This window comes from Aliiglaciecola sp. CAU 1673, assembly GCF_029223185.1.
GTDB lineage: Bacteria > Pseudomonadota > Gammaproteobacteria > Enterobacterales > Alteromonadaceae > Bowmanella.
The window spans coordinates 40,007-63,930 of record NZ_JARHUG010000015.1 but is presented as its reverse complement, the minus strand read 5'-3'; the positions used below and the strand labels follow the sequence as shown (position 1 = coordinate 63,930).

Sequence of the window (23,924 nt, the reverse complement as noted above, 5' to 3'; positions counted from 1 at the left end):
GCCAATTGCCTCTTACAGCCAACGCCCTATGCCCTGTGTCGGCGGCATCTCCCTTTTACCAACGTTAGCACCAGGGAAAACCCTTTCCAAGCCAAGCGCGTCTGATTGCCTAATTGTAAGCCAAACTGAAATAGTACTGGCTGTGGGTAACGTGCTTTTCTATGCTATTGCAGCCAAAAGATAACAATAATGGGAGACACTATGTTGGATACCGAGCAGATGACCGCCTTGATTGAAACTTACCTTATCCCCTGGGGGATCAATATCGCCATGGCCATATTGGTCTTTGTGATTGGTCGGTGGGTCGTCAAAGCGCTGATGGCACTTTTCGGCAAGCTGATGGAACGCGCCAATTACGACAATATGCTGGTGGATTTTGCAAAATCCATCCTGAACGCCGTGTTAATGCTGTTTGTGATAGTGGCATCGTTGGATCAGTTGGGCGTCGATACCACTTCTTTGGTTGCCTTACTCGGTGCAGCTGGTCTGGCCATCGGTTTATCCATGAAGGATTCTCTGTCCAACTTTGCCGCCGGGGTGATGCTGCTGATGTTCAGGCCTTTTAAGACCGGTGACTATGTGGAGGCCGCAGGCACCGCCGGTTCGGTGAAAAGTATCGGTATTTTCACCAGTACCATTATGACGCCTGACAACAAGATGACTATCGTCCCCAATGGTGCCATTTACGGGAGCAATATCACAAACTACTCTGCCATGGAGACGCGCCGTGTAGATATGGTGGTGGGAATCAGCTATGGCAGTGACTTGTTAAAAGCCAAACAAATTCTCGAGGCGCTGACCAAAGAAGATGAGCGTATTTTGACTGAACCTGCTCCTGTGGTGGCAGTGTCTGAGCTGGCTGACAGCAGCGTTAATTTTGTTGTTCGTCCGTGGGTGAAGTCGCCCGATTTCTGGGCGGTGAAATGGGACTTTACCGAGAAGGTTAAGCTGCGTTTTGATGCCGAGGGTATCGAAATCCCCTTCCCACAAATGGATGTGCATGTGCACAAAGAAGGGGAGTAATCCCAGGTTTTTGCAGGGCGGCTATGCCGCCCTTTCTGTTTGCGCCTTTGTCCATACCGGTTTTCGCCAATATGTCAGTCCCCGCCACAACCACTCTAAAGGACCATACTGGAAGTGTTTCAGCCAGATTGGGGCCAAGACCAGTTGCAACAGCCATATCGCCTGGACCACCAGCAATTGCTCGTAGCGGGAAAGATGACCGAACAGACCCAATCCATAAAATAGCCCAGTGCAAAGCAGGCTTTGTAGGATGTAATTACTAAAGGCGGTTTTGCCCACCGCAGCCAGGCGAGACTGAAACCAGCAAAGGCCACCGGCTTTCACCCACGCCATTATCAGTGCTGCATAGCCAGTAGCCATCAGGAAACAACCCCAATAATTAAATTGCGTGCCGGTGAACATGCTGTATTGCAATGCAAAGTCTTGCTGAAAGTGTTGACTCAGTCCGAAAAGTACCAGCGCTAATCCCATAAGCAGCGTCGTTGTAGCGATAACTACATACCTTCTCACTGACAACCGAAGAGAGAAAAATCCAAGACGGTACAACGCCATTCCCAGCAGCATCATGGCCAATGCGCGCCAGATAAACATCGTTAGCATGACGTAGGTCTGCATAAACAGAGTTTCTTCCGCACGAAAGGCTAACGCTTCAAGATAGCTACCCCGATAGGCATCCAACTCTTGCTGCAACTGTGCGGCACTGGGCAGCCAGCTTTTGTTCATCTCAACCAGCGCTTCCGGCGGTAATTGGGCAATGGCGAAACCCGTCAGCAGGTTCAAGGCGCTGCCAATGATGGCGGCGACAAACGCCAGCAGCAACAAGGTGCGCACCCGGCAGTTTCTAACCCAATACAGCAGCATGCCACACAAGGCGTAGCAAAAGAGGATATCGCCATACCAGATAAGGTAACCATGGATCAGACCAAACAGCAGTAACCAACCCATGCGTCGGTAATGTAGGGTCGCAACTGAGGTCGATTTTTGCTTGGCATTGTCGGTAAAAACCAATACCCCGACGCCAAAAAGCATGGAAAACAGAGCCATAAATTTCTGGTCGGCAAAGATATGACTTAATGACCATACCCAGAGGTTGATGCCGGTAAGATCACCGTAGGCTGTTGGATTGATATACGCGGCTCCCGGCATGGCAAAGCTTTGAATATTCATCAGCAAAATGCCAAGCAAGGCGATGCCCCGCAGCACATCAAGTGATATTAAGCGTTGGTTTAAGCTGGCTTGCATAGTTATTCCCTTCGTAGACTTGGTCTTAGTCTATAAGGGGGAGGCAGAGTCAAACAGTGACAAAAGTCACTGTTTGACAAACGAGCGGCTTATTTGCGGCAGTTAGGCTTTTCTGCACTGGCGGTAAAAATATTCATCGCCCCATCCATATTATTCTGTAAGTCCTCGATGCGGGTAGCGGGCGCCGGGTGGGTGGAGAGGAATTCCAACTGGCGCTGGCCGCCACTGGCTTTATCCATATTCTGCCAGAGGTTGACTGACTGACGAGGGTCGAAGCCTGCCTGCGCCATCAGTTGTAGGCCAATAATGTCAGCTTCGGTTTCATGGGTGCGGCTAAAAGGCAGTTGCACACCTACCTGCACACCCAAGCCAATGGCGGCCATAATCATATTGTTGTTGGCGATCTGATTTGCATTCAGTAGTTGGTTGGTCACTTCCATACCCACCCCAATCAGGGTGCTGTTAGACATGCGTTCATTACCATGCTCGGCAATTACATGGCCCACTTCATGGCCCATAACAGCCGCCAGTTGATGCTGATTCTCGGTGACTTTCAGCAGTCCTGTATACACCCCGATTTTGCCACCAGGCAAGGCGAAGGCGTTGACCTGATCATCTTCAAAAACCACCACTTCCCATTCGCCGGCAAATACTGACTTGGGCACCTGACGGGTAATATAGTCCGCCACGCAACTGACAAAGCTGTTAGTCACTTTGGTCTGTGAGACCTTCTGCTCTGACTTCATGCTGTCGAAAGCCTGGATCCCCATGGCATCCATTTGATTGGAGGGATAAAGCTTTAGCTGCGAACGCCCTAATGGGGACTTGGCACATGAACTGACCATCAACGCGATGCAGACGGCGGTTATTAAGGGTTTAAATGTCATCCTGATTCCTTGTTGAAGAGGCTGTTCTTATTTTGCGTGCTATTTTTGAAAAAACCAATCCGGATATGGGAACAGCCCTAGATATCAGTTACTTAGCTTTAAAAAAATCTATTTTAGTTCTGGGCATTTGGCGAACCCTGGCTATATTTGAAGTAAGCGTGGTGAATGTTCACGCCATCGCCATCAAACACTAGCCTTTTTATCCAGAATTGATATGCAGGTTGTATTTTATGTCCACCGAAAATGCGCTGTTTACCTTACTTCAAGACAAAATTAAGCACGATACCCTGATATTACCCTCCTTACCGGCCATTGCTCTCAGAGTGACTAAGGCCGCCGAAGATCCTGAGATTAACCTGGCCAAACTGTCCGACGTCATCAGCCATGATGCAGCCATGACCGCACGGATTGTGAAGGTGGCCAATAGCGGTTATCTGGGGCGTTCGATTAAAGTAGAAAGCTTACAACAGGCGGTTACCCGCATCGGCCTGAAACAGATTAAAAATATTTCTGTGGCTATCGCCATGGAGCAATTGTTCAACTCCAAGCACCAGCTTATCCGTACGCAAATGCAAAAATCCTGGCAGGAAAGCTGCCGGGTAATGGCGGGTGCGGCGGTACTGTTTCAGGAATATGTGCATCATCACCGCCCCGGACGTTTGTGTCTGGATAGTCTGACCTTGGCCTCACTGCTGAGTAATATTGGTCATTTGCCGATCTTTATGGAAGCTGAGCGTCATCCCAATGTGTTTGCCGGCCAAAGTTTTCTGGAGTATGCGCTAATGTCCTTTAGCAGCAAGGTGGCTGAACTGGTGCTTAAAGCCTGGGAATTTCCCAATGATATTGTCGAGGCGGTGACCGAATGGCGTCAGTTTAAGGAGCGCGATGCGGTGGATTATGCGGATTTCATGACCCTCTCAGCCCTTTTACAGGATGGTATCGATATTGCCGAAAAGCCCAGGGATTGGCTTGAATATTACAAGGAAAGAGAGCTGATTGAGGGGATTTCCTGGTGGAGTGACAAGGCTGTGCAGGATAGAGTGAATTCGACCTATAAGGCTTTTGCCCATTAAGAAAATCCCGGCGAGAGCCGGGATTTTTTCTTGCGTCGGAGAGCTTAGAGGCCTGCGGATTGACGCAGTGCATCAGCCTTGTCAGTGGACTCCCACGGGAATTCATGACGACCGAAGTGGCCATAAGCGGCGGTGGCCTGATAGATAGGCCTTTCCAGATCCAACATTTTAATCAGTCCATAAGGACGCAGGTCAAAATGCTCGCGCACCAGAGCAATCAGGCGGTCTTCGTCGAGCTTGCCGGTGCCAAAGGTTTCGATGCTGATAGAGGTCGGCTCAGCCACACCGATGGCATAGGACACCTGAATTTCGCACTTATCGGCCAGGCCTGCAGCAACGATATTTTTTGCGACATAACGGCCCGCGTAAGCGGCAGAGCGGTCTACTTTGGAGGGATCTTTGCCAGAGAAAGCGCCGCCGCCGTGCCTGGCCATACCGCCATAGGTATCAACGATAATCTTACGGCCGGTCAGGCCACAGTCGCCCATGGGGCCACCGATCACAAAGCGACCAGTGGGGTTGATAAAGAACTTTGTCTCTTTGGTTAACCAGTGAGCCGGGATCACCGGCTTGATGATTTCATCCATCACCGCTTCCTGCAGCGCCTTGGTGGTGATGGAGTCGCAATGCTGGGTAGAAAGCACAACGGCATCTACGCCCACCGGCTTGCCGTCTTCATAGACGAAGGTGATTTGGCTCTTGGCATCGGGACGCAACCACTCCAAGGTTCCGTTCTTACGCACTTCAGCCTGACGACGAACCAACAGATGGGCATAGGTGATAGGCGCAGGCATCAGCACATCGGTTTCATTGGTGGCATAACCGAACATCAGACCTTGGTCACCGGCACCCTGATCTTCGGGACGGGTTCTGTCTACCCCTTGATTGATATCCGGGCTTTGCTTGCCAATCGCGTTTAGCACAGCGCAAGAGTCGGCATCAAAACCCATATCGGAATGCACATAGCCAATTTCACGTACGGTCTTGCGGGTAAGATCTTCAATATCCACCCAGGCAGAGGTGGTAACTTCACCGCCTACTAAAACCATGCCGGTCTTCACATAGGTTTCGCATGCCACCCGGGCCTTGGGATCCTGCTTCAGAATGGCATCCAATACGGCATCGGAAATCTGGTCGGCAATCTTATCGGGATGGCCTTCGGATACTGACTCGGAGGTAAACAGATGTTTAGCCATGAATTCTCCATATAAAACAAACGGGTTTGGGCGTCTCAGAAATTATCGGCCCAGATGACAGGCATTTTAACCTGTCTGAGAAGAAATGCCAGTTTTTACGTCTAGACGTCTAAACATCCTGCGCTACTGGGCGTCATCGGTAAACAATATGCCGCCAACCGCCCTTTGTTCGTTGAGTTTAGCCCGTCCCTGAGTAAAAATAGGCACCCTTTCGAGCCTAGTACATAAAAGCGAACCAAAAGGATCGCCGCAGGAGATTTCAATGCCGTCACGTCGCGAACTTGCCAATGCCATCCGTGCTCTGAGTATGGATGCTGTCCAAAAGGCCAAATCCGGTCACCCAGGTGCCCCTATGGGAATGGCCGATATTGCCCAGGTACTGTGGACGGACTATCTGCAACATAATCCTGCCAATCCTCATTGGGAAAACCGCGACCGCTTTGTCCTCTCCAACGGACATGGCTCGATGCTGATTTATTCGCTGTTGCACCTAAGCGGCTATGATCTGCCCATGGAAGAGTTGAAGAATTTTCGCCAACTGCATTCCAAAACCCCGGGTCACCCCGAATACGGTTATACCCCTGGCGTAGAAACGACCACCGGTCCTCTGGGGCAGGGCATCAGCAACGCTGTAGGGATGGCCATTGCCGAAAAGGCCTTGGCGGCGCAATTCAACCGTGACGGCCACGAGATCATCGATCACTACACCTACTGCTTCCTTGGTGACGGCTGCCTGATGGAAGGGGTATCCCATGAAACCTGCTCACTGGCGGGTACCCTGGGTCTTGGCAAGCTGATTGCCTTTTGGGATGACAATGGCATCTCCATCGATGGTCATGTGGAAGGCTGGTTTACCGATGATACACCGGCTCGTTTCCGTGCCTACGGCTGGCATGTGATTGAAGCGGTAGATGGCCACGATCCAGAGCAAGTCAAAGCGTCCATCGAGGCGGCGCGCGCAGAAACCCGCAAGCCCACCCTGATTTGTACCAAGACCATTATCGGCTTTGGCTCACCCAATAAAGCCGGTAGCCATGATTGCCATGGCGCGCCCTTAGGCGATGATGAAATTGCCGCAGCCCGCGAATTCCTCAAATGGCCCTATGCGCCTTTTGAGATCCCTGCTGATATCTATGCTGGCTGGGATGCCAAAGCCAAGGGTGCAGAAAGGGAAACGGCCTGGAACGCCAAGTTTGACGCCTATGCCAAGGCCCACCCAGAACTTGCAGCTGAACTGAAACGTCGCCTTGCCGGTGATTTGCCTGCTGATTTTGACGCCAAAGCCCAGGCCTTTATCCGGCAGTGCCAGGACAAGGCTGAGAATATTGCCAGCCGTAAGGCCTCACAAAACAGCATCGAAGCCTTTGCGGCCATATTGCCTGAATTGTTGGGTGGTTCGGCGGATTTGGCCGGCTCTAACCTGACCCTGTGGTCTGGCTCCAAGGGCCTGGAAAATCGGGATGCCAGCGGTAACTACATCTACTACGGTGTACGCGAATTTGGCATGAGCGCGATTATGAACGGTATTGGCCTGCATGGCGGCTTCCGTCCTTATGGTGCTACCTTCCTGATGTTTATGGAATACGCCCGTAACGCGGTACGTATGTCGGCCCTGATGGGCATCCCCAATATTTTTGTCTACACCCATGACAGTATCGGTCAGGGGGAAGATGGTCCTACCCACCAGCCGGTGGAACAAATCGCCAATTTGCGCATGACGCCCAAGATGCACACCTGGCGTCCTTGTGATGCGGCCGAATCGGCCGTGGCCTGGAAAGCGGCTATCGAGTATAAAGACGGCCCCACTGCTTTGGTCTTTAGCCGTCAGAACCTGAACGCGCAGAAGCGCACTGACCAGCAACTGGCCGATGTTGCCAAAGGCGGTTATGTACTTAAAGACTGTGACGGCCAGCCAGAATTGATTCTGATTGCCACAGGCTCTGAAGTGGATATCACCATGCAAGGTGCCGCACAACTAGCAGAGCAGGGCGTTAAAGTGCGTGTGGTCTCTATGCCAAGCACCAATGTGTTTGATGCCCAGGATGTGGCATATAAAGAAGCTGTTTTGCCACGTGCTGTGACTAAGCGAGTTGCGGTAGAAGCGGCCCATGCGGATTATTGGAATAAGTACGTAGGCCTGGATGGCGCCGTGATAGGCATGACCAGCTTCGGTGAATCGGCCCCAGGTGGCGCGTTGATGAAGCATTTTGGCTTTACAGCAGAAAATGTGAGTAAAACCGCGCTGGCCTTGCTCGGCCGGTAATCCCCCAGATACAATAAGGCGCCTTGTGCGCCTTTTTTTCTATGCAGATTGGGAACTGATGTTAAGAATTGCCATTAACGGCTTTGGTCGTATCGGCCGCAATGTGATGCGGGCGTTGTATGAAACCGGGCGCAACCGTCACATTCAGGTAGTGGCCATCAATGAACTGGCCGCGCCTCAAGGCATCGCTCATCTACTTAAGTACGATACCTCTCATGGCCGTTTCCCCTTCGCGGTGACCCTTGAGGATAGGCTTCTGACCGTTGCCGGTGACAATGTACAACTCCTGCAGCAGTCCGGTATTGAGGGCCTGCCCTGGGGTGAACTGGAAGTGGATATCGTACTGGAATGCACCGGCGTTTATGGCGACAGAGCGGCCGGCGAATTGCATTTGGCGCAAGGCGCCCAAAAAGTGTTGTTTGCCCAGCCTTGCACCGCCGATATGGACGCCACGGTCATCTATGGCATTAACGATCATTTGCTTAAGGGCGAAGACCGCATCGTCTCCAACGGATCTTGCACCACCAATTGCATTGTGCCGGTGATCCAGGCCTTGGATTTAGCCTTTGGTGTGGATAGCGGCACTATCACTACTATTCACTCGTCCATGCATGATCAGCAGGTAATCGATGCTTATCATGAGGATTTGCGCCGTACCCGCGCCGCCAGTCAGTCGATTATTCCGGTGGACACCAAATTAGCCCGTGGCATTGAACGTATTCTGCCCAAGTTTGCCGGACGTTTCGAAGCGATCGCCGTACGTGTGCCCACCATCAATGTGACTGCCATGGACCTGAGTGTGACGCTGCAAAACGATGTCACCATCGACAAGGTTAACCAGGCGTTGATGGCCGCTCGTGAAGGACGGTTGTCGGGCATTCTCGGCTATACTGAGGAGCCGCTGGTATCCTGCGATTTTAATCACGACCCCCATTCTGCCATTGTCGATGGTACGCAAACGCGGGTCAGTCATAAACGTCTGGTCAAGACACTGGTCTGGTGTGACAACGAATGGGGCTTTGCCAACCGAATGCTGGATACCGCCATGGCCATGGCGCAACCCAATAAGACTCAATAGAAAAGGAAAAAGCATGCGTGTATTGAAAATGTCTGAGTTGGACCTGCGTGGTAAGCGGGTCTTAATCCGCCAGGATCTTAATGTGCCGGTTAAAAACGGCAAGGTTACCTCTGACGCCCGAATTATTGCCTCCCTGCCGACTCTGAAGATGGCGCTGGCCGCCGGCGCCAAGGTGATGGTGATGTCACACTTGGGCCGTCCCACAGAAGGTCAGTACGAAGAAGAATACTCAATGGCGCCAGTGGTGGAGTATCTGAAAGCAGCATTGGATTGTCCGGTACGCCTGGCTAAAGACTATCTGAATGGCCTGGATGTTGAAGCCGGTGAACTGGTGGTCTTAGAAAATGTCCGCTTTAACCCAGGCGAAGGCAAAGACGACGAAACTCTGTCCAAACGCTATGCTGCCCTGTGCGACATTTATGTAATGGATGCCTTTGGCACCGCACACCGCGCCCAGGCTTCCACCCATGGCGCCGGTCTTTACGCGCCTGTTGCCTGCGCAGGCCCACTGCTGGCCGATGAACTGGATGCCCTGGGTAAGGCCCTGGAACATCCGGCCAGACCGCTGGTGGCTATTGTCGGCGGCTCTAAGGTTTCCACTAAACTGACCGTGTTGGAATCTCTGTCCAGCAAGGTGGACCAGTTGATTGTGGGTGGCGGTATCGCCAATACCTTTATCGCCGCGACAGGCAATAAGGTGGGTAAGTCTTTGTATGAAGAAGATTTAATTCCCGAAGCCAAGCGCCTGCTGGCCCAGGCACAAGCCCGTGGTGGTGATATTCCGGTGCCTGTAGATGTGGTCGTTGGCCAGGAGTTTTCCGAGTCCGCCCAGGCGACTCTTAAAACCGTGGATGCGGTAGGTGAGCAGGACATGATTTTCGATATCGGTCCAAAAACTGCTCAGCAACTGGCGGAACTTATCGAAAAAGCCGGTACCATCGTCTGGAACGGCCCCGTTGGCGTCTTTGAATTCGACCAATTTGCCGATGGCACCAAGGCGCTGGCCGAGGCCATCGCCAAGAGCAAAGCCTTCTCCATCGCCGGTGGCGGTGACACCCTGGCAGCGGTAGACAAATACGGCGTCGGTGAACAGATTTCCTATATTTCTACCGGTGGCGGTGCTTTCCTGGAATTTCTTGAGGGCAAGGTGCTGCCGGCCGTAGCCATGCTGGAAAAACGCGCCAGGGCTTAACTGTTTTGTATCAATAAGAAGGGCGAAAAGTCCTCATCTTTAACTCTGTACCCGGTCCTTTTTTGGGGCCATCAACAATAAAAGGAGCGTTGCCCATGGCAGCCGAAGCCAAATCTGAGATGCTGAAAAAGGTGATGACCCAGGATGGGTTTATTGCCGCCCTGGATCAAAGCGGTGGTAGTACCCCCAAGGCCTTGGGCCTGTATGGTGTAGAAGAATCTGCCTGGTCAAACGAGGAAGAGATGTACAGCCTGGTGCATCAGATGCGTACCCGCATTTGCACCAGCCCAGCCTTTAATGGCCAGCGCATCCTGGGTGCTATCCTGTTTGAAAACACCTTGGATCGCGACATTGAAGGTAAGCCTTCTAGCCGTTATCTGTGGGAAAACAAGCAAGTAGTGCCTTTCCTGAAAGTGGATAAGGGCCTGATGGATGAAGCCGACGGCGTACAGCTGATGAAGCCGATGCCAGGCTTGGATGCGTTGTTGGCCAAAGCCAACAGTCAAGGCGTATTCGGCACCAAGATGCGCTCTGTGATCAAGCAGGCCAATGCCAAAGGCATTGAAGCGGTGGTAGCCCAGCAATTCGAAGTGGGCAAACAGATTCTGGCCGCTGGCCTGGTGCCTATCATTGAGCCGGAAGTGGATATTCATTGTCCCAACAAGGCCGAAGCAGAGGCATTGCTGAAGCAGGCGCTATTGGCGCAGCTGGATAAGCTGGATGCCAGCCAGAAGGTGATGCTGAAACTGACCCTGCCTGATGTGGATAATTTTTACCGCGATTGCATCGAGCATCCTAATGTGGTCAAGGTGGTTGCACTGTCAGGCGGCTACAGCCGTGATGATGCCAACACTAAGCTGTCCCATAATAATGGCATGATCGCCAGCTTCTCCCGTGCACTGACCGAGGGCTTGTCGGCCAAGCAGTCTGACGACGAGTTCAATGCCATGTTGGATAAGGCTATCGAGGGCATTTTCCAGGCTTCCCGCACCTAAGCATTCTGTAATTTTGTCATCAAAAAAGCCCGGGTTTTCTCTCCGGGCTTTTTATTTTCCTGCTATTCATAAACTCTGCCGGAACCATTTCAGCCCTATCTCTTCTAATCAGAAAATTCCCTGCAGCCCTTTAAAAATGTACTTGCGCTAGTTACATATTTATTGGATAACAACAATAGGGGGGGAGGAAAAATTCCTGCCAATCGCTTTGTAATTTAGTTACAATCGACCCTAACTAGCAGAAAAAAAGAGATAACTATATGATAAATAAAACTTCTTTGGCGCTAGCTCTGCTTCTTGCCACGCCCCTGGTGGCCCATGCTAATGCCGACGCTTTAGATGCGCTATTTTCTCCTGACTACATGCCGCCAGATGGCGAAGCCGAAAAGCCCTTCAGTATGGATGGGGAATTCGGGCTTATCGTCACCACAGGTAACACCGAGACGTCTTCCGTAAAGGGGGCTGTCAATGCCCATCAGGAATTATCAAGATGGAGCAATGACTATGTGGTCGAGGCTCTGGTTAAGAAGGATGAAGTGGAGACAGATGATGGCAAGGAGTCAAAAACGTCAGCCCAGAAAGTGTTTCTTTCTGGCCAGGGTAACTACAAGTTAACCAACCCCGATCACCGCTTGTTTGCCTTCGCCTCATATGAAGATGACAGATTCAGTGGTTTTGATTACCAGTCCACTGTCGCCGCCGGTTGGGCGCAGCAGCTGTGGAATGACGAAGCCACCAGTTTCAGTTACAGCATCGGTCCGGGTTACTCCTTTGTGGAAAAGGATGATGGCGAAAGTCTGAACGGCGCTATCGTTCGTGGTGCCTTGGACTTTAAATGGCGAATTTCTGACAACGCCAATTTCCGACAAGCAATCAGTACGGAAGTGGGTAGCCACAACACCAAGTCTAAGTCAGAAACCTCGGTATCAGCGAAGATCAATGGTTCGCTGGCGATGAAGTTGTCTTTATTGCTGAATCACAATAGCGATGTGGATGCTGATAAAGAAAACCTGGATACCCAGACTGCGGTGACCCTGGTTTATACCTTCTTCTGAGGTTTAGTTCACGGCCGCAATAATGCGGCCTTCTTCATCTTTTCGCTTGCCTGTTGCGCCCAACAACCCACTGAGTTCAGTCCATAAATCCCGGGCGGTTTCCGGCAATTTGCTTTCATCCAGTTGTTGTAAGTAGGCTTTTCCTCTTTCCTTTTGACCACAGGCCAGACTAACCTCTGCCAGCCTTAGCAAGGCCATCTGCGCACTAACCTCATCACCTGCTTGTGTAGCTAACTGATAGGCTTCAGAAAAGTAAGTTAATGCATTCTCATGTTGTTCTAAGCCTTGATAAGCCCGCGCCAGGTTGTAAACGCCCTCGCTTAGCTTTTGCTGATTTTGTAACAACGTTACCCATTCCATGGCTTTCAGACGGTACTTGAGGTGCCCATCAACATCCTTAAGGAAAGATGCCGCATGACCTAAGTTATTATATAGCTCATATTGGAACAGGGCTGTTCCGCCCTCACCATGGTCGACCTCGACAGCCTGCAGTCTGTCAAAAGCTTGCCTATAGCGGGCCTGATAAAGCTCAAGGTTAGCAATTTGCACTTGCAACATAGGCGACAAAAAGTGCTTGTGGTTTTCATCCAACAGGTTAATTGCCTTATTCAGGTACTTATCTGTCATTTTCTTATCGCCCTCCACGCTTAGCAATTTCGCATAGTGGGTATAAAGATGTGCACTGAACATAACAGGTAAGTTTGGCATGGCCAGAAACGGCGATATTGCTGCTTTTAGTTCATCGCTGCGCTCCAGAATGTGCAAAGCATCGAACTGGTATATTTTCAGCGCATACCAGCTACGGCTACCTTCTTTTTGTTTTGCAAGCTCTTCAGGGAGGTGCTCTATACAAGCAACGGGAGAACTTTGACAAAGGCTATGAATATCAACGGGCGCTTCTTCCGAGGCCATTGAGGGCAGGCTACAGATGGACAATGCAAGGGTTGAATAGACAGCAAAACAGAATGAAACGCGGCGCAAGATACTTACCAACGAAATTGCACTAATGCGGGGGACCAATGCAGAATTTATACCAATTTTCGCAGTGCAAGTCACTGCTTGTAGCGGCCCTGTTACTAAGAGAGTGGCTGTAGGTCGAGAAGAACTAGTTCAGCAAATCGTTTAATTGCTGTTCGAGTTTGTGCATAGGAGGAGGTAAATACTCGCTCTCCAGCCTAGAGAAAAAATGCTTGGCCTGGCTGTATTGACCATTGTCCAAACTGACTTGGGCAAGCCTTAGCAAGGCTTGATGAGCAGTGGCTTTGTCCCCGGCTCCCAAAGACGCCTGGTAGGCTTCTTCAAAGTAGTCCAGGGCCGGCTGATATTGCACCAGCGCTTGATGTGCCCTGGCCAGATTGTAGAGGCCAATGCCCAATTGGTGTTGATTCTCTAAGAGAGTTGCCCACCTGAGCGCCTGCTGGCGATATTTCAGTTGGCCTTTATAATCTTCAATGTAAGAGGCGGCATGGCCAAGATTGGTATAGAGCTCCAAGTTAAATAGCGCAGAGCCACCTTTGCTGAACTTATCCTCTGCTGCCAGCAGTCTTTGTAGTGCTTCTGCATACTGGCCCTGATAGAGCTGTAAGTTGGCAATATGCACCTGCAGCAGCGGTGCAGGAAATAGCTGGTGACCCTGATCCAGTAACACGATGGCTTTGCTTAGATAGTCTGCAGCTTCTTCCTGCTTACCTTCTAAGGTCAGCAGTTTTGCCTGGTGAGTGTACAGGCGGATTCGGAATGCATCAGGCTGGTCTGTTCTTTGCGCCACAGACTGAAGGGCTTCTTTTAACCTGTCCAGCTGTAACAAATGCAGCAATGAATCCAGTTCATAGATCTTCAAGCGATACCAACTACGACTGCCCTCCTTCTCCTTTGCTAATTGCGCAGGCACTTGTTCAAGACAGCGTTTGGGTGAGGTTAAACAAAGCGCATGAATATCAACATCGGCTTTGGCCGCAACACTCAAGGTCGCCAAGTGAGCTACTACAAGGAGGAAGAAAGTCAGTTGAGTGAGACGCAATATGTTTACCAACGAAACTGCACGATGGCGAGGGTCTGATTCTGTTCGGTATCCATATTTTCGCCGACCGTCGCGCGATTAACAACAGTACTTTGGTTGAAATGTTGCTCTAGCCCCAGTTGCCATTGGGATGATAGGTCATAGCGCCAGGACAGGGTCAGTGCACGACCATCACTGTCGTTATAATCCCAGGGCCAGATATCGTCTTCTCTGACCATAAAGCGATCCAGACGCAGGCTAAGTCTGTGCTGTGCAATGTGATGGGTGAGCAGCAGATACCAGGCGTCGAAGTCTGCTTCAACCCCGCGCGGCCCCATTTCTGTATCTCCTTGCATCCATTGAGCAATGAACTTTGTCTCTGCCGTTAGCTGATAAGACGTAGCCAGTGAGTGAAAGCGGGTATGCCACGCATACAGACGCTGCGCGTTGACTGCCAGGGGATTAGCGCGGTTATCATAAAAATAATAACGAAGTTCGAAGCGCTGAAAATAGGACAGGTGCAGGCCGGCATAGCCTCCTGTTTTGCCGTCAATTTCATGAAAGGGCTCTACCCAGTCAGGGTGATTGATGCGCGATGGGTCAACTACAGAAGGGTAAGGGGCAAATTCAACCCTGTCGTTGTGCAGACTTTGCCGATCATGCAGCGCGAGGCCACGCCAGCTGATGAGAGTGCCGAGAGGGTCATTACCACGAAAAGCGCCGACATACAGCTCCCATGACCAGGGACTGCGGCGCTGCCGTCCAGGACTATACAAACTCATTTCCAGCCCAGCGATACGCAATTCCTCTCCCAACCAGCTGTTAATTGCGCTTTGCGTGTAGTGATAGGGGGATAACCAGCCTGTATCTAGATTTTCGAGCGACATTTGTGGATAAAAGAAGCCGGCCCTAGCCTTGAATTTAACTGTGCCTGCAGACAAGGGTTTGTATTGCAGCAAGGCCTGGGTTAAGCCCAGGTGTTGTTCACCATCGGCATGGTAATTGGCCACTATATCCAATGAAAAATCTGTGTTTAAAGTCTGTTCCAGGCGTATCAGTGACTGTTCAAGCGCAATACCATTATCGTCATGGCGGAGCAGTCCGGTACCGTCATTTTGCCAACTGTGGCTGTCGTCAGCGGACACCAATGCGGTCTGTACCACACCTGAGAGTTGTGCTGCCTGAACTGGCAGGCAAATCAGTAAAGCGGCAGTAAACAGGGGCTTCACGCATTCAACTCTGTTGCCAGGGGAGGCTGATAGCTCCTCAGCCAGCTCTCAAACTGTGCCGCCGGTAGTGGTTTGCTTAAATAAAAGCCTTGCGCTTTGTCGCAACCGACCTCCCTTAGCATAGACAGGGCTTGTTCGTCCTCCACGCCTTCGGCCACTGTGCTCAGTTCCAGGTGTTGGGCAAGTGACACCAGTGTTTTGACCATCACCTGATCGTCTTTGTTGTTGGCCAAATCCAGGACAAAGGCTTTATCTATTTTCAATTCATGTACCGGCATCTGCTTGAGTTGACCCATAGAGGAATAGCCGGTACCAAAATCGTCAATAGAGAGTACCAATCCCATATCGTGAATACGCTGCAGCGCCCGCATGGCGGCCTCTGCATCCATCATTAGCGCGCTTTCAGTCACTTCCAGGATCAGGCTGGAGGGATTAGCCTGGTACTCATCTAACAAAGCGGCTAAGTGCTCAGGCAATTTCATGTCCACCAGATCAAGGGCGGAGATATTGACCGCTACTTGCAATTCAAAACCAAGATTACGCCAGGCTTGTTGCTGCTGTAATGCTTTTCTCAGTGCCCAATTGGTCAGATGACGGATGGCACCGGTTTGTTCTGCCAAAGGAATAAACTGGTCGGGCGCAATAAAACCATGGACCGGGTGGATCCAGCGCACCAGACATTCCACCCCAACCACCTTACTCTTCTTAAGATCCAGCTTGGGTTGGTAGTACAGTTGCAGTTGGTCGGAAGCCAAAGCCGATTTCAGCTCTGTCATCAGGCTCAGGCGCTGTACCGAATACTTGTTCAGTGCCGGTGCATAGATGGCATAACTGTGATGGTGACCTTTGCAGCTGTACATGGCGATATCAGCCAGTTGTACCAGATTATCCGGATCACTGCTGTGCTCAGGGCACACCGCCAAACCGATACTGGCGTCTAACTCCAACACAATTTTATTGATGGCAAAGGGCTGTTCAAAAATGGCCCGCACTTTTTTGGCGAAAGTGTCGGCGTCCACCTGTTTATCGTCAAAACAGAGTAAACCGAATTCATCTCCGCCAAGCCTGGCCATAAACAGATTGGGTACTGCCAGCGTTGCCAAGCGGTTCGCGACCAACTTGAGCAATTGGTCGCCAATGCCATGACCCAGAGTATCGTTGATATCTTTGAATCGGTCGAGGTCCATCACCAGCAGTGTAACCGCTTTTTGGGCAGCAATAAGTTCGCGCAACTGCTCGTTGAATTGGTTGCGGTTGGGCAGACCAGTCAGGGCATCGAAATAAGCCAGTTGCTGTATTTCCAACTCACGTTGGCGAATGCCCTGCTGCATTTCACTAATAGCCCCTGACAAGGAAGCAATTTCTGCGGTACTGGATTGCGGCACCTCATCGATATACTGGCCTTTACTGATTTTGTTAGTCACGGACACTAACGAGGTCAGCGGCCTCGTAATGCCATTGGATACGACAATGGCGGCGATCAGTGCCAGGGCTGCCGCCAGGGCCAGGATAAGGGCTAATTGCCCTAAAAGACTGTTGTAGGATAAATAGGCTTTATCGGCAGGGGTGACCAGCACCAACTGCAAACTCAGAGCATCAGCCTGACCTATGGGGAAGGTGAAAAACAGCAGTTCCATGTCATCCAACTTCAGGCTGCCCGGGGAGTGAAGCACCTGATTGACCTGGCTGAGCAGTGTTTCTGCCTGTACCATGGGTAAGGTGCTACCCACGACCACGGCGCCATCGGCCATCAAACTGACTTGCATGTCTGTTAACTCGACTAACTGCTGTTCGATTAACTTCGCAGCATCAATCGCGCCAAATAGCCAGGCATTAGCCCTTGGTGAGCTTTCCACAAACTTTACTGGTGCGGCTTGCACCAGGTAGTAGTGGTTATCGAGCTTAAGCCAGTGGATGCCGCCAGTCAGATAACGTTCTGCCGATACTTCCAGATGCTTTGCCTCGGTCTCTGCGGTACTGCTGAGCAACCTTCCATCTTGGTCCAACACCCAACTCAAGTCTGCTTCCATGCGTTTTTGATGGTTACCCAAGGCGGAACGAAGTGAGGCAGGATCGTCTTTGCCTGTTCTGATCAACCCCTTGGTGCTGAAATCTTGTGAAAAAGTACTGAGCGCTGTACTCAACTGAGTGGCGCGGTTCTGAATTTTGTCTTGCACGACTCGGGCTGAGGTCAGGGCGTGACTTCTAACCTGGCCTGTGGAGTGACCATAGGTTGCGGTTTGTACCGTCACCAATGTCGCCACCATGATCAGTGCCAGCATCAGCAGGAAGACCAGCAGCATGCGGCTTCTCAGACTATTGAGTTTCACTGGCAAAACATTACTCATAACCGGAAAATTCGTCCGTATCCTCTTCAAAAGATTGAAGAGAGGGTAGCAAGGGTTGTTGCAATACAAAGCGATGTCTGGTCTTCTCGCCGAGTTGCAAAGGAGTCTCCAGGGCTTCTGGCGCGTCCTGTATTCTGGGGTGGCGCAGATAAAGCCGGTAGTTGCCAGCTGGAGCTTCAATTCTGGCAACACCACTGGCATCGGTTTGGGCAAAATATGGAGTGTCTACCACATAGATATAGCCCAACATCCAGTCATGCACATTGCAGCCCAATTCTACCTGGCCCGGTGTATCGAAAGGCAATGCGGGCTGCTTCTCCTTATACAACTGCAACTCAAAGGTTTTTGCCGGTGAAAAGGAATACACATGGTGCTTGATGGAGTCTGAATTGGGGAAAACAATTTGGGTGTCTTTTTGCACCACCAGAATATGGGGCTTAAATTGCTTTTTGATTTGGTCCATCTCCGCCACGGTACCAGGTTTTACCGGGGGCAGAGGTGCATCAGATAGCAGATAGACCACGGCATGTGCCAGTGGGCGGCTATCCGGTGCCTTGACTTCGACTTCCAGCTCGGCTGCCATTCCGCTACAAGCAAAAAGTAGGATCCAGCCCAAGGACCAGCGATAAGTCATTGATATTCCGATGGCAAAAGGTATGGCATAACTATACCCCTATCATCGGAGAGGTAAAGGGGCGGCATGCTATTCCGCCCCTTCCCGATTAATGCAAAATGCGGGTCTTAATGGTGCCTTCGATGCTGGCAAGGTGCTGGAATGCCTCATCGGCATGATCAGAATCAACATCGATCACTACATAACCAATGTTAGGGGTGGTTTGCAGGTACTGAGCGGCAATGTTGATGCCTTTCTCGGCAAAAGCCTGGTTGATTTTGGTCAGTACGCCGGGGATGTTACGGTGAATGTGCAACAGTCTGGAACGTCCCCGGTGTTCTGGCAGAGATACTTCGGGGAAGTTGACCGCCGATAAGGTGGATCCGTTATCGCTGTATTTAGCCAGTTTACCTGCCACTTCAACACCAATATTTTCCTGGGCTTCCTGGGTGCTTCCGCCTACATGAGGGGTGAGGATAACGTTGTCGAATTCCCTAAGCGGTGACACGAATTCTTCGTCGTTGGATTTTGGTTCAACCGGGAAAACGTCAATTGCCGCACCGCCCACTTTGTTTTCGCGCAAAGCGTCGGCTAAGGCCTCAATGTCCACCACTGTGCCGCGGGATGCGTTAATCAGGATGGCACCTGGCTTCATGGCATCCAATTCGGCCGGACCGATCATATCCTTGGTTTGTGGCGTTTCCGGCACATGCAAGGTGACCACATCGGAGCTTTTCAGCAATTGGTTGAGGCTATGCACCTGCTGGGCATTACCCAGAGCCAGCTTGTTCTCAATATCGTAGAATTGCACACGCATACCGACATGCTCTGCCATGATACTCAACTGTGTGCCGATATGGCCGTAACCGATAATGCCCAGGGTTTTACCCCTGGCTTCAAAGGAGCCATTGGCGCTCTTATCCCAAATTCCACGATGAGCCTGAGCATTTTTCAAAGGAATACCACGTAAAAGCAGCAAAATTTCGCCCAAGACCAATTCCGCCACCGAGCGGGTGTTGGAGAAGGGGGCGTTAAATACCGGAATGCCCCGGCGTTCTGCCGCCTCGGTATCTACCTGGTTGGTGCCAATACAAAAGCAGCCGACTGCCACCAGTTTCTGCGCCGCCTCAAAGACTGTCTCGGTCAATTGAGTGCGGGAACGAATACCAACGAAGTGGAAATCCTGGATTTTCTGCACCAGTTCCTCTTCACCGAGGGAGGTTTTCAGATACTCAATATTGGTGTAGCCATTCGCTTTTAGCGTGGCCAATGCACTCTGATGTACGCCTTCTAGCAATAAGATACGAATTTTGTCTTTGGGCAGTGATACTTTGCTCATGGCGTGTTCCTGGAGAGTTGGGAATAAACTTAAAGGCCGTCTGGATGGCTAAATTACCAGAAGCGCCAAGCCGATTAAAGGGGATCTTAGTAGGAAAGCTTAAAAAGCAAGCGGCGTCCTAATGATTGAGGACGCCCACTTTGCATTTAAATCAGAGGGTGACAACGCCTTCGCTGGTGCCTACCAGCACCACATCGGCGCCACGATTGGCAAACAAGCCGTTAGTGACCACGCCCACGATCTGGTTAATGCGGTTTTCTAACTCCATGGGTTTGAGAATTTCCAGGTTATGAACATCCAGAATATGGTTGCCGTTGTCGGTGACCACACCCTGTCGCCATACCGGATCGCCTCCCAGTTTGACCAACTCACGGGCCACATAAGAGCGCGCCATGGGGATCACTTCCACTGGCAAAGGAAAGGCTCCCAATACGCCAACTTGCTTACTTTTATCAATTATGCAGATAAATTGCTTAGCCACCGCCGCCACAATCTTTTCCCGGGTGAGTGCTGCGCCACCGCCCTTGATCATGGCTTTGTGGCTGGTGATTTCATCGGCACCATCCACATAGATGTCCAAGTCGTCAACGCTATTCAGATCGAATACTTCGATCCCTGCGGCTTTGAGTTTGGCCGTAGAGTCATCTGAGCTGGACACGGCGCCCTGAATTTTGTGTTTAAGGTCTGCCAGACCCTCAATAAAGTAGCCCACTGTGGAGCCGGTACCGACGCCGACAATAGCGTCATCCTGCACATATTTTAGGGCAGCCAAGGCCGCCGCTTTCTTCATTTCATTTTGATTCATGGCTATTACATCGATTGTGTTCTGACGGCGATAGCGTACCCGAAGTCGCCGCGCAGAAGGAGTAAAATCTGGATGGGGTCACCACCCCATGCAGCGGAATATCCCAGGGTTGCACCGGCAAATCGACTGCCAGTTGGCAGTCATGAGCCAAGCCAATTACCTGGGTCTTAAGTTTATCGCGATAAATCGGGGCCAGCGTGCGATCATAAAAGCCGCCTCCCATGCCCATACGATTACCCTTAGCGTCGAAGGCCACCAAAGGGGTAAAAATAAGCTCCAATTCTGCCAGCGGACAAATGCTCTGTGTTTCGATTTGCGGTTCAGCAATACCGAAGCGGTTAGCCGCCATGGGGGTATCCGCGGTATAGCGCACAAACATCAGATAGCCCTGACTAAAGGGATGCAGCACCGGCAGATACACCTCCTTTTGCAGTTCCCAGCAGCGATGGATTAACGGTGCAGGATCCAGTTCACCATCATTGGCCAAATAAAAGGCAATCCGCTTTGCCTGTTTGACTTGAGCTAATGTCAGGCACAGATTGCTGGCTTCGAAAGCGGCTTGTGTTTGGGCCTGATGATCCAGACTGCGGCGCTTCTGACGAAAGGATTGGCGCAGGGTTTGACTATTGACTGGGGTCATTTTCCATACTTGTTCAAAGCCCGAATCAGTGCATTTTTATCCAGCGGCTTGTTCAGATAATCGGCAATGCCGGCATCTTTGGTACTGGGATGATGCTGAACATGTTGATCGGCAGACCACATCACAATAGGCAAATCCGGGCACAGTGCCTTTATCTTCCTGCTGACTTCAATCCCGTCCATATCGGGTAGATGCCTGTCCATCAGCACCATAGACCAGGGTTGCTTTGCGGCCAGCGCAATGGCCTGTTCCCCATCCGGGGCAATCTTCACTGTCAGCCCCTCATTCTCCAGAACCGCCCTGGCTACATCCTGATTAATGGCATTATCTTCCACCAGTAAAATATCTAGATCGGTCTTCAGCGTCAGTAGCGGATTTTGATCAATCAAAGGGCATTTGCCTTCATTGAATGGCAACCTGACCTTAAACAACGAGCCTTTCCCCTGCTCACTGGTGACAAAGATTTCGCCGCCCATCAGCTCTGCCAAGGATTTGCAAATGGCCAACCCTAATCCGGTACCGCCTTTTTGCTCTGCGACTTGCTCAAAACGATGGAATAAGCGCTTCTGATAATCGGGGGCAATACCAATGCCCTGGTCTCTGACCATAATCTCCAACCAATCGTCTTTCTTTTGAATGTAAGTGCTCACTTGTTTGCCCGGCAGGGTAAATTTGACAGCGTTGGACAGCAGGTTCGTCAGGATTTGAATGGCTTTGTCTTCATCCATATATAAGAACGGCGGTAGCGCATGATCTATATGTAAGCGGTAATCCAGTTGTTTGGCTTTGGCCTGCGGCGCCAGCATGTCATAGACATGAGTGAAGGTAGTGCGAAAATCAAAATCCCTTTCCACCAAGCGCATTTTGCCTGCTTCCAGCTTACTTATATCCAGCACATTGTTGATTTGGTTAAGCAGCCGCTCACCACTGAACTCTATGGTTTTCAGATTCTGAAAAAGCTGATCTAAATTCGGGGATGCACCAACAATTTGCTCTTGCATCAGTTGGCTGAGCGCCAAAATGGCATTGAGTGGAGTACGCAACTCGTGGCTCATATTGGAGAAAAAGTCCATTTTGAACTGGCTAAGCTTAGCTTGCCTATCCAGACTCTTGCGCAATTCCAACTGAGACACCACAGCCCTGGCCAAGATCTGCAATCCTTCCTTTTGTGAGCGCAACAGTGATTTTGGACGAGTATCGATAACACAAAGTGTACCAATCGCATATCCCTGCGGTGTTACCAACGGTGCCCCTGCATAGTAGCGGATAAACGGCGGACCGGTTACCAGGGGGTTTTCTGCAAAGCGCGGGTCGGCCTTGGCATCAGGGATCTCAAATATATCCCGTTGTAAAATTGCATGGGCACAAAAGGCGATATCCCGTCCCGTTTCACAGGCCTCCAAACCGGCTTTAGCTTTAAACCACTGACGGGTGGTATCGATCAAACTGACCAGCGCAATTGAGGTATCACAAAGGTGGCTGGCGAGATTGGTTAAATCATCAAATGACTGCTCGGCCTCGGTGTCCAATACCTCGTAATCCAGAAGAGCTTGTAATCTGTCCAGTTCATCGGCAGGAAACGGAGCCGCAGGCATATTTAATCTCGTTTACAACGCTTTCTCTAATCCTAGCCAGAGGTGCGGGTCTGTGACAACAGCTTTACCGGATAAAGTAAGAAAAGTGCTAAAAGACAGACTTTCGGGAAAAGACAAAGTCAGCCGACGGGCGGCAAAGCACTATCGTCATTTAATTTTTAGCAAAACCAGCCATACTCATTTCTGCTCAGTTTAATCATTGCTTAGTTGCACCCAGGCCTTTGAATGGCGATTGGTGCCAAAGGCAGAATCTGAACAACAGATAAACCACATCTTCTAAAGGAATGTTTCATGAAAACTGAACTATTAAAGCTACAAAACGACTCTTCGTTATGTGCAGCTTTGAATCTGGTAACTCGTGTCTTTTTGGTGACTTTATTTCTGCTGGCTGGTACCAGCAAAATCGGCGCTTATGAGATGACCGCTAGCTGGATGGAAGCGAATGGCGTCCCCGGAAGTTTATTACCCCTGGTCATAATGGCTGAAGTATTTGGCGGCATTTTGCTGATAGTGGGCTACCAAACCCGACTGGTTGCGCTGGGGTTGGCCGCCTTTACCATTCTCTCCGCTTTTCTTTTCCATACTGAATTCAGCGACCAAACACAGTTTCTGATGTTTTATAAGAACCTGTCTATCACCGGTGGCTTTCTTGCGCTGATGTTATTGGGGGGCGGGCGCTTTAGTTTGGATGGTCAGTTTAAAGCGAGTCACTGAAAAAGGGCATTTACGTACGCTATGGGCTCCGACTGACGCAGAGAGACTAGAGGCCCAGTGGAACGAAGGGCCGCCCTCTGGGCGGCCGAATTCTTCGCTATTGATTCAGTTTTCCATCCAGGCTGAAGCGTCCCGCTCCAAGTAACATCAGGATCAGGAATCCGCCGGTGATAGACAGGTTCTTATAAAACATCAGAAACTGTGTTTGGTCGCTAAAGTCCAGGTGAAATACAAAGGCGGACACCAGCGTAAAGATGGCCAGGCCAAGAGCAACGAAGCGTGTTTGGAAACCAATAATCAGTAACAGTGCGCCGAGGACCTCGGCAATAATCACTAAAGGTAACAAAGCGCCGGGGACACCCATCGCCTCCATCCAGCCCGCGGTCGCATCGTATGCGCTAATTTTGCTGACCCCTGCCAAGAAGAATAAGCCGACAATCAGCAAACGTGCGACTACATTAACAGAAGCGGCGAAGTTGCCTTGTGGATCCAGTTTCAAGATTTCACTTTTCATCAGGTAACCCTCATAACGTTGATTTGACGATGAAGATTATTGCTTCAAAATAATAGAATTAAAATCGCATTAAATTGCAGTTTTGGTTCTAATTAATGGAATGATTGTTTGATGCTGAAGCGTT

The 23,924-nt window shown here is 50.7% G+C and carries 22 protein-coding genes; 9 read left to right on the top strand and 13 right to left on the bottom strand.

From position 1 onward, the window contains the following. The first annotated feature begins 189 nt into the window (after positions 1–189). Complete coding sequence (locus tag P2G88_RS14595; RefSeq protein WP_275797217.1) at positions 190–1,023, top strand: mechanosensitive ion channel domain-containing protein; 834 nt, start codon at positions 190–192, stop codon at positions 1,021–1,023. 21 nt (positions 1,024–1,044) lie between these two features. On the opposite strand, the gene P2G88_RS14590 is transcribed toward P2G88_RS14595, so the two are convergent. Both P2G88_RS14590 and P2G88_RS14585 read right to left on the bottom strand, forming a co-directional pair. Next, complete coding sequence (locus P2G88_RS14590) at positions 1,045–2,265, bottom strand: DUF418 domain-containing protein (protein ID WP_275797215.1); 1,221 nt, start codon at positions 2,263–2,265, stop codon at positions 1,045–1,047. Between the two features lie 89 nt (positions 2,266–2,354). Beyond that, positions 2,355–3,152, bottom strand: coding sequence for a M48 family metallopeptidase (locus tag P2G88_RS14585; protein WP_275797213.1), 798 nt, complete (start codon positions 3,150–3,152; stop codon positions 2,355–2,357). A 32-nt stretch (positions 3,153–3,184) separates the two neighbouring features. Here P2G88_RS14585 and P2G88_RS14580 point away from each other — a divergent pair, with 32 nt between their 5' ends. Continuing rightward, positions 3,185–3,346: a hypothetical protein gene (locus P2G88_RS14580; RefSeq protein WP_275797212.1), complete on the top strand. Its 162-nt coding sequence runs from the start codon at positions 3,185–3,187 to the stop codon at positions 3,344–3,346. 36 nt (positions 3,347–3,382) lie between these two features. Continuing rightward, positions 3,383–4,225, top strand: coding sequence for an HDOD domain-containing protein (locus tag P2G88_RS14575; RefSeq protein ID WP_275797210.1), 843 nt, complete (start codon positions 3,383–3,385; stop codon positions 4,223–4,225). A gap of 44 nt (positions 4,226–4,269) precedes the next feature. On the opposite strand, the gene metK is transcribed toward P2G88_RS14575, so the two are convergent. Beyond that, positions 4,270–5,421: a methionine adenosyltransferase gene (metK, locus tag P2G88_RS14570; RefSeq protein ID WP_275797208.1), complete on the bottom strand. Its 1,152-nt coding sequence runs from the start codon at positions 5,419–5,421 to the stop codon at positions 4,270–4,272. Positions 5,422–5,683: 262 nt separating this feature from the next. On the opposite strand from metK, the gene tkt reads away from it, so the two are divergent. From tkt to P2G88_RS14545, 5 genes are all read left to right on the top strand, one after another. After that, positions 5,684–7,684, top strand: a complete 2,001-nt coding sequence (gene tkt, locus P2G88_RS14565) for a transketolase (protein WP_275797207.1) — start codon at positions 5,684–5,686, stop codon at positions 7,682–7,684. Between the two features lie 58 nt (positions 7,685–7,742). Next, the gene (gene epd, locus P2G88_RS14560; RefSeq protein ID WP_275797205.1) at positions 7,743–8,762 is read left to right on the top strand and encodes an erythrose-4-phosphate dehydrogenase; all 1,020 of its coding nucleotides are present in this window, start codon (positions 7,743–7,745) and stop codon (positions 8,760–8,762) included. Positions 8,763–8,775: 13 nt separating this feature from the next. Then, positions 8,776–9,954, top strand: a complete 1,179-nt coding sequence (locus P2G88_RS14555) for a phosphoglycerate kinase (RefSeq protein ID WP_275797202.1) — start codon at positions 8,776–8,778, stop codon at positions 9,952–9,954. Positions 9,955–10,049: 95 nt separating this feature from the next. Next, complete coding sequence (locus P2G88_RS14550; RefSeq protein ID WP_275797200.1) at positions 10,050–10,949, top strand: fructose bisphosphate aldolase; 900 nt, start codon at positions 10,050–10,052, stop codon at positions 10,947–10,949. Between the two features lie 362 nt (positions 10,950–11,311). Then, positions 11,312–12,004, top strand: a complete 693-nt coding sequence (locus P2G88_RS14545; protein WP_275797300.1) for a DUF481 domain-containing protein — start codon at positions 11,312–11,314, stop codon at positions 12,002–12,004. Between the two features lie 3 nt (positions 12,005–12,007). On the opposite strand, the gene P2G88_RS14540 is transcribed toward P2G88_RS14545, so the two are convergent. From P2G88_RS14540 to P2G88_RS14500, 9 genes are all read right to left on the bottom strand, one after another. Continuing rightward, positions 12,008–12,985, bottom strand: a complete 978-nt coding sequence (locus tag P2G88_RS14540; protein WP_275797198.1) for a tetratricopeptide repeat protein — start codon at positions 12,983–12,985, stop codon at positions 12,008–12,010. A gap of 124 nt (positions 12,986–13,109) precedes the next feature. Further along, complete coding sequence (locus P2G88_RS14535; protein ID WP_275797195.1) at positions 13,110–14,024, bottom strand: hypothetical protein; 915 nt, start codon at positions 14,022–14,024, stop codon at positions 13,110–13,112. A gap of 5 nt (positions 14,025–14,029) precedes the next feature. Continuing rightward, the gene (locus tag P2G88_RS14530; RefSeq protein ID WP_275797193.1) at positions 14,030–15,232 is read right to left on the bottom strand and encodes a hypothetical protein; all 1,203 of its coding nucleotides are present in this window, start codon (positions 15,230–15,232) and stop codon (positions 14,030–14,032) included. Then, on the bottom strand, positions 15,229–17,580 hold the full coding sequence (locus P2G88_RS14525) for an EAL domain-containing protein (protein WP_275797191.1): 2,352 nt from the start codon (positions 17,578–17,580) through the stop codon (positions 15,229–15,231). The genes P2G88_RS14530 and P2G88_RS14525 overlap by 4 nt, the downstream gene beginning before the upstream one ends. Continuing rightward, positions 17,573–18,214 carry a methylamine utilization protein gene (locus P2G88_RS14520; RefSeq protein WP_275797189.1) on the bottom strand — a complete coding sequence of 214 codons (642 nt, stop codon included), beginning with the start codon at positions 18,212–18,214 and terminating at the stop codon, positions 17,573–17,575. Before P2G88_RS14520 ends, P2G88_RS14525 begins: the two co-directional genes overlap by 8 nt. Positions 18,215–18,302: 88 nt before the next feature. After that, entirely contained in the window at positions 18,303–19,532 is a 1,230-nt protein-coding gene (serA, locus tag P2G88_RS14515; RefSeq protein WP_275797187.1) for a phosphoglycerate dehydrogenase, read from the bottom strand. A 151-nt stretch (positions 19,533–19,683) separates the two neighbouring features. Next, the gene (gene rpiA / locus P2G88_RS14510) at positions 19,684–20,337 is read right to left on the bottom strand and encodes a ribose-5-phosphate isomerase RpiA (RefSeq protein ID WP_275797185.1); all 654 of its coding nucleotides are present in this window, start codon (positions 20,335–20,337) and stop codon (positions 19,684–19,686) included. After that, complete coding sequence (locus P2G88_RS14505; RefSeq protein ID WP_275797183.1) at positions 20,324–20,977, bottom strand: 5-formyltetrahydrofolate cyclo-ligase; 654 nt, start codon at positions 20,975–20,977, stop codon at positions 20,324–20,326. The genes rpiA and P2G88_RS14505 overlap by 14 nt, the downstream gene beginning before the upstream one ends. Continuing rightward, on the bottom strand, positions 20,974–22,572 hold the full coding sequence (locus tag P2G88_RS14500; RefSeq protein ID WP_275797181.1) for a GAF domain-containing hybrid sensor histidine kinase/response regulator: 1,599 nt from the start codon (positions 22,570–22,572) through the stop codon (positions 20,974–20,976). Before P2G88_RS14500 ends, P2G88_RS14505 begins: the two co-directional genes overlap by 4 nt. A 291-nt stretch (positions 22,573–22,863) precedes the next feature. On the opposite strand from P2G88_RS14500, the gene P2G88_RS14495 reads away from it, so the two are divergent. After that, positions 22,864–23,286, top strand: coding sequence for a DoxX family protein (locus P2G88_RS14495; protein ID WP_275797178.1), 423 nt, complete (start codon positions 22,864–22,866; stop codon positions 23,284–23,286). 97 nt (positions 23,287–23,383) lie between these two features. On the opposite strand, the gene P2G88_RS14490 is transcribed toward P2G88_RS14495, so the two are convergent. Next, positions 23,384–23,800 carry a DoxX family protein gene (locus P2G88_RS14490; RefSeq protein ID WP_275797176.1) on the bottom strand — a complete coding sequence of 139 codons (417 nt, stop codon included), beginning with the start codon at positions 23,798–23,800 and terminating at the stop codon, positions 23,384–23,386. Positions 23,801–23,924: the final 124 nt, after the last annotated feature.

What these genes read in the sequence shown, in the direction of transcription:
- P2G88_RS14585 (WP_275797213.1), bottom strand. Translation starts at nt 3,152, where the DNA reads ATGACATTTAAACCCTTAATAACCGCCGTCTGCATCGCGTTGATGGTC.
- P2G88_RS14505 (WP_275797183.1), bottom strand. Translation starts at nt 20,977, where the DNA reads ATGACCCCAGTCAATAGTCAAACCCTGCGCCAATCCTTTCGTCAGAAG.
- P2G88_RS14545 (WP_275797300.1), top strand. Translation starts at nt 11,312, where the DNA reads ATGCCGCCAGATGGCGAAGCCGAAAAGCCCTTCAGTATGGATGGGGAA.
- P2G88_RS14500 (WP_275797181.1), bottom strand. Translation starts at nt 22,572, where the DNA reads ATGCCTGCGGCTCCGTTTCCTGCCGATGAACTGGACAGATTACAAGCT.
- P2G88_RS14575 (WP_275797210.1), top strand. Translation starts at nt 3,383, where the DNA reads ATGTCCACCGAAAATGCGCTGTTTACCTTACTTCAAGACAAAATTAAG.
- P2G88_RS14590 (WP_275797215.1), bottom strand. Translation starts at nt 2,265, where the DNA reads ATGCAAGCCAGCTTAAACCAACGCTTAATATCACTTGATGTGCTGCGG.
- metK (WP_275797208.1), bottom strand. Translation starts at nt 5,421, where the DNA reads ATGGCTAAACATCTGTTTACCTCCGAGTCAGTATCCGAAGGCCATCCC.
- epd (WP_275797205.1), top strand. Translation starts at nt 7,743, where the DNA reads ATGTTAAGAATTGCCATTAACGGCTTTGGTCGTATCGGCCGCAATGTG.
- P2G88_RS14525 (WP_275797191.1), bottom strand. Translation starts at nt 17,580, where the DNA reads ATGAGTAATGTTTTGCCAGTGAAACTCAATAGTCTGAGAAGCCGCATG.
- rpiA (WP_275797185.1), bottom strand. Translation starts at nt 20,337, where the DNA reads ATGAATCAAAATGAAATGAAGAAAGCGGCGGCCTTGGCTGCCCTAAAA.
- P2G88_RS14595 (WP_275797217.1), top strand. Translation starts at nt 190, where the DNA reads ATGGGAGACACTATGTTGGATACCGAGCAGATGACCGCCTTGATTGAA.
- P2G88_RS14550 (WP_275797200.1), top strand. Translation starts at nt 10,050, where the DNA reads ATGGCAGCCGAAGCCAAATCTGAGATGCTGAAAAAGGTGATGACCCAG.
- tkt (WP_275797207.1), top strand. Translation starts at nt 5,684, where the DNA reads ATGCCGTCACGTCGCGAACTTGCCAATGCCATCCGTGCTCTGAGTATG.
- P2G88_RS14495 (WP_275797178.1), top strand. Translation starts at nt 22,864, where the DNA reads ATGAAAACTGAACTATTAAAGCTACAAAACGACTCTTCGTTATGTGCA.
- serA (WP_275797187.1), bottom strand. Translation starts at nt 19,532, where the DNA reads ATGAGCAAAGTATCACTGCCCAAAGACAAAATTCGTATCTTATTGCTA.
- P2G88_RS14520 (WP_275797189.1), bottom strand. Translation starts at nt 18,214, where the DNA reads ATGACTTATCGCTGGTCCTTGGGCTGGATCCTACTTTTTGCTTGTAGC.
- P2G88_RS14555 (WP_275797202.1), top strand. Translation starts at nt 8,776, where the DNA reads ATGCGTGTATTGAAAATGTCTGAGTTGGACCTGCGTGGTAAGCGGGTC.
- P2G88_RS14490 (WP_275797176.1), bottom strand. Translation starts at nt 23,800, where the DNA reads ATGAAAAGTGAAATCTTGAAACTGGATCCACAAGGCAACTTCGCCGCT.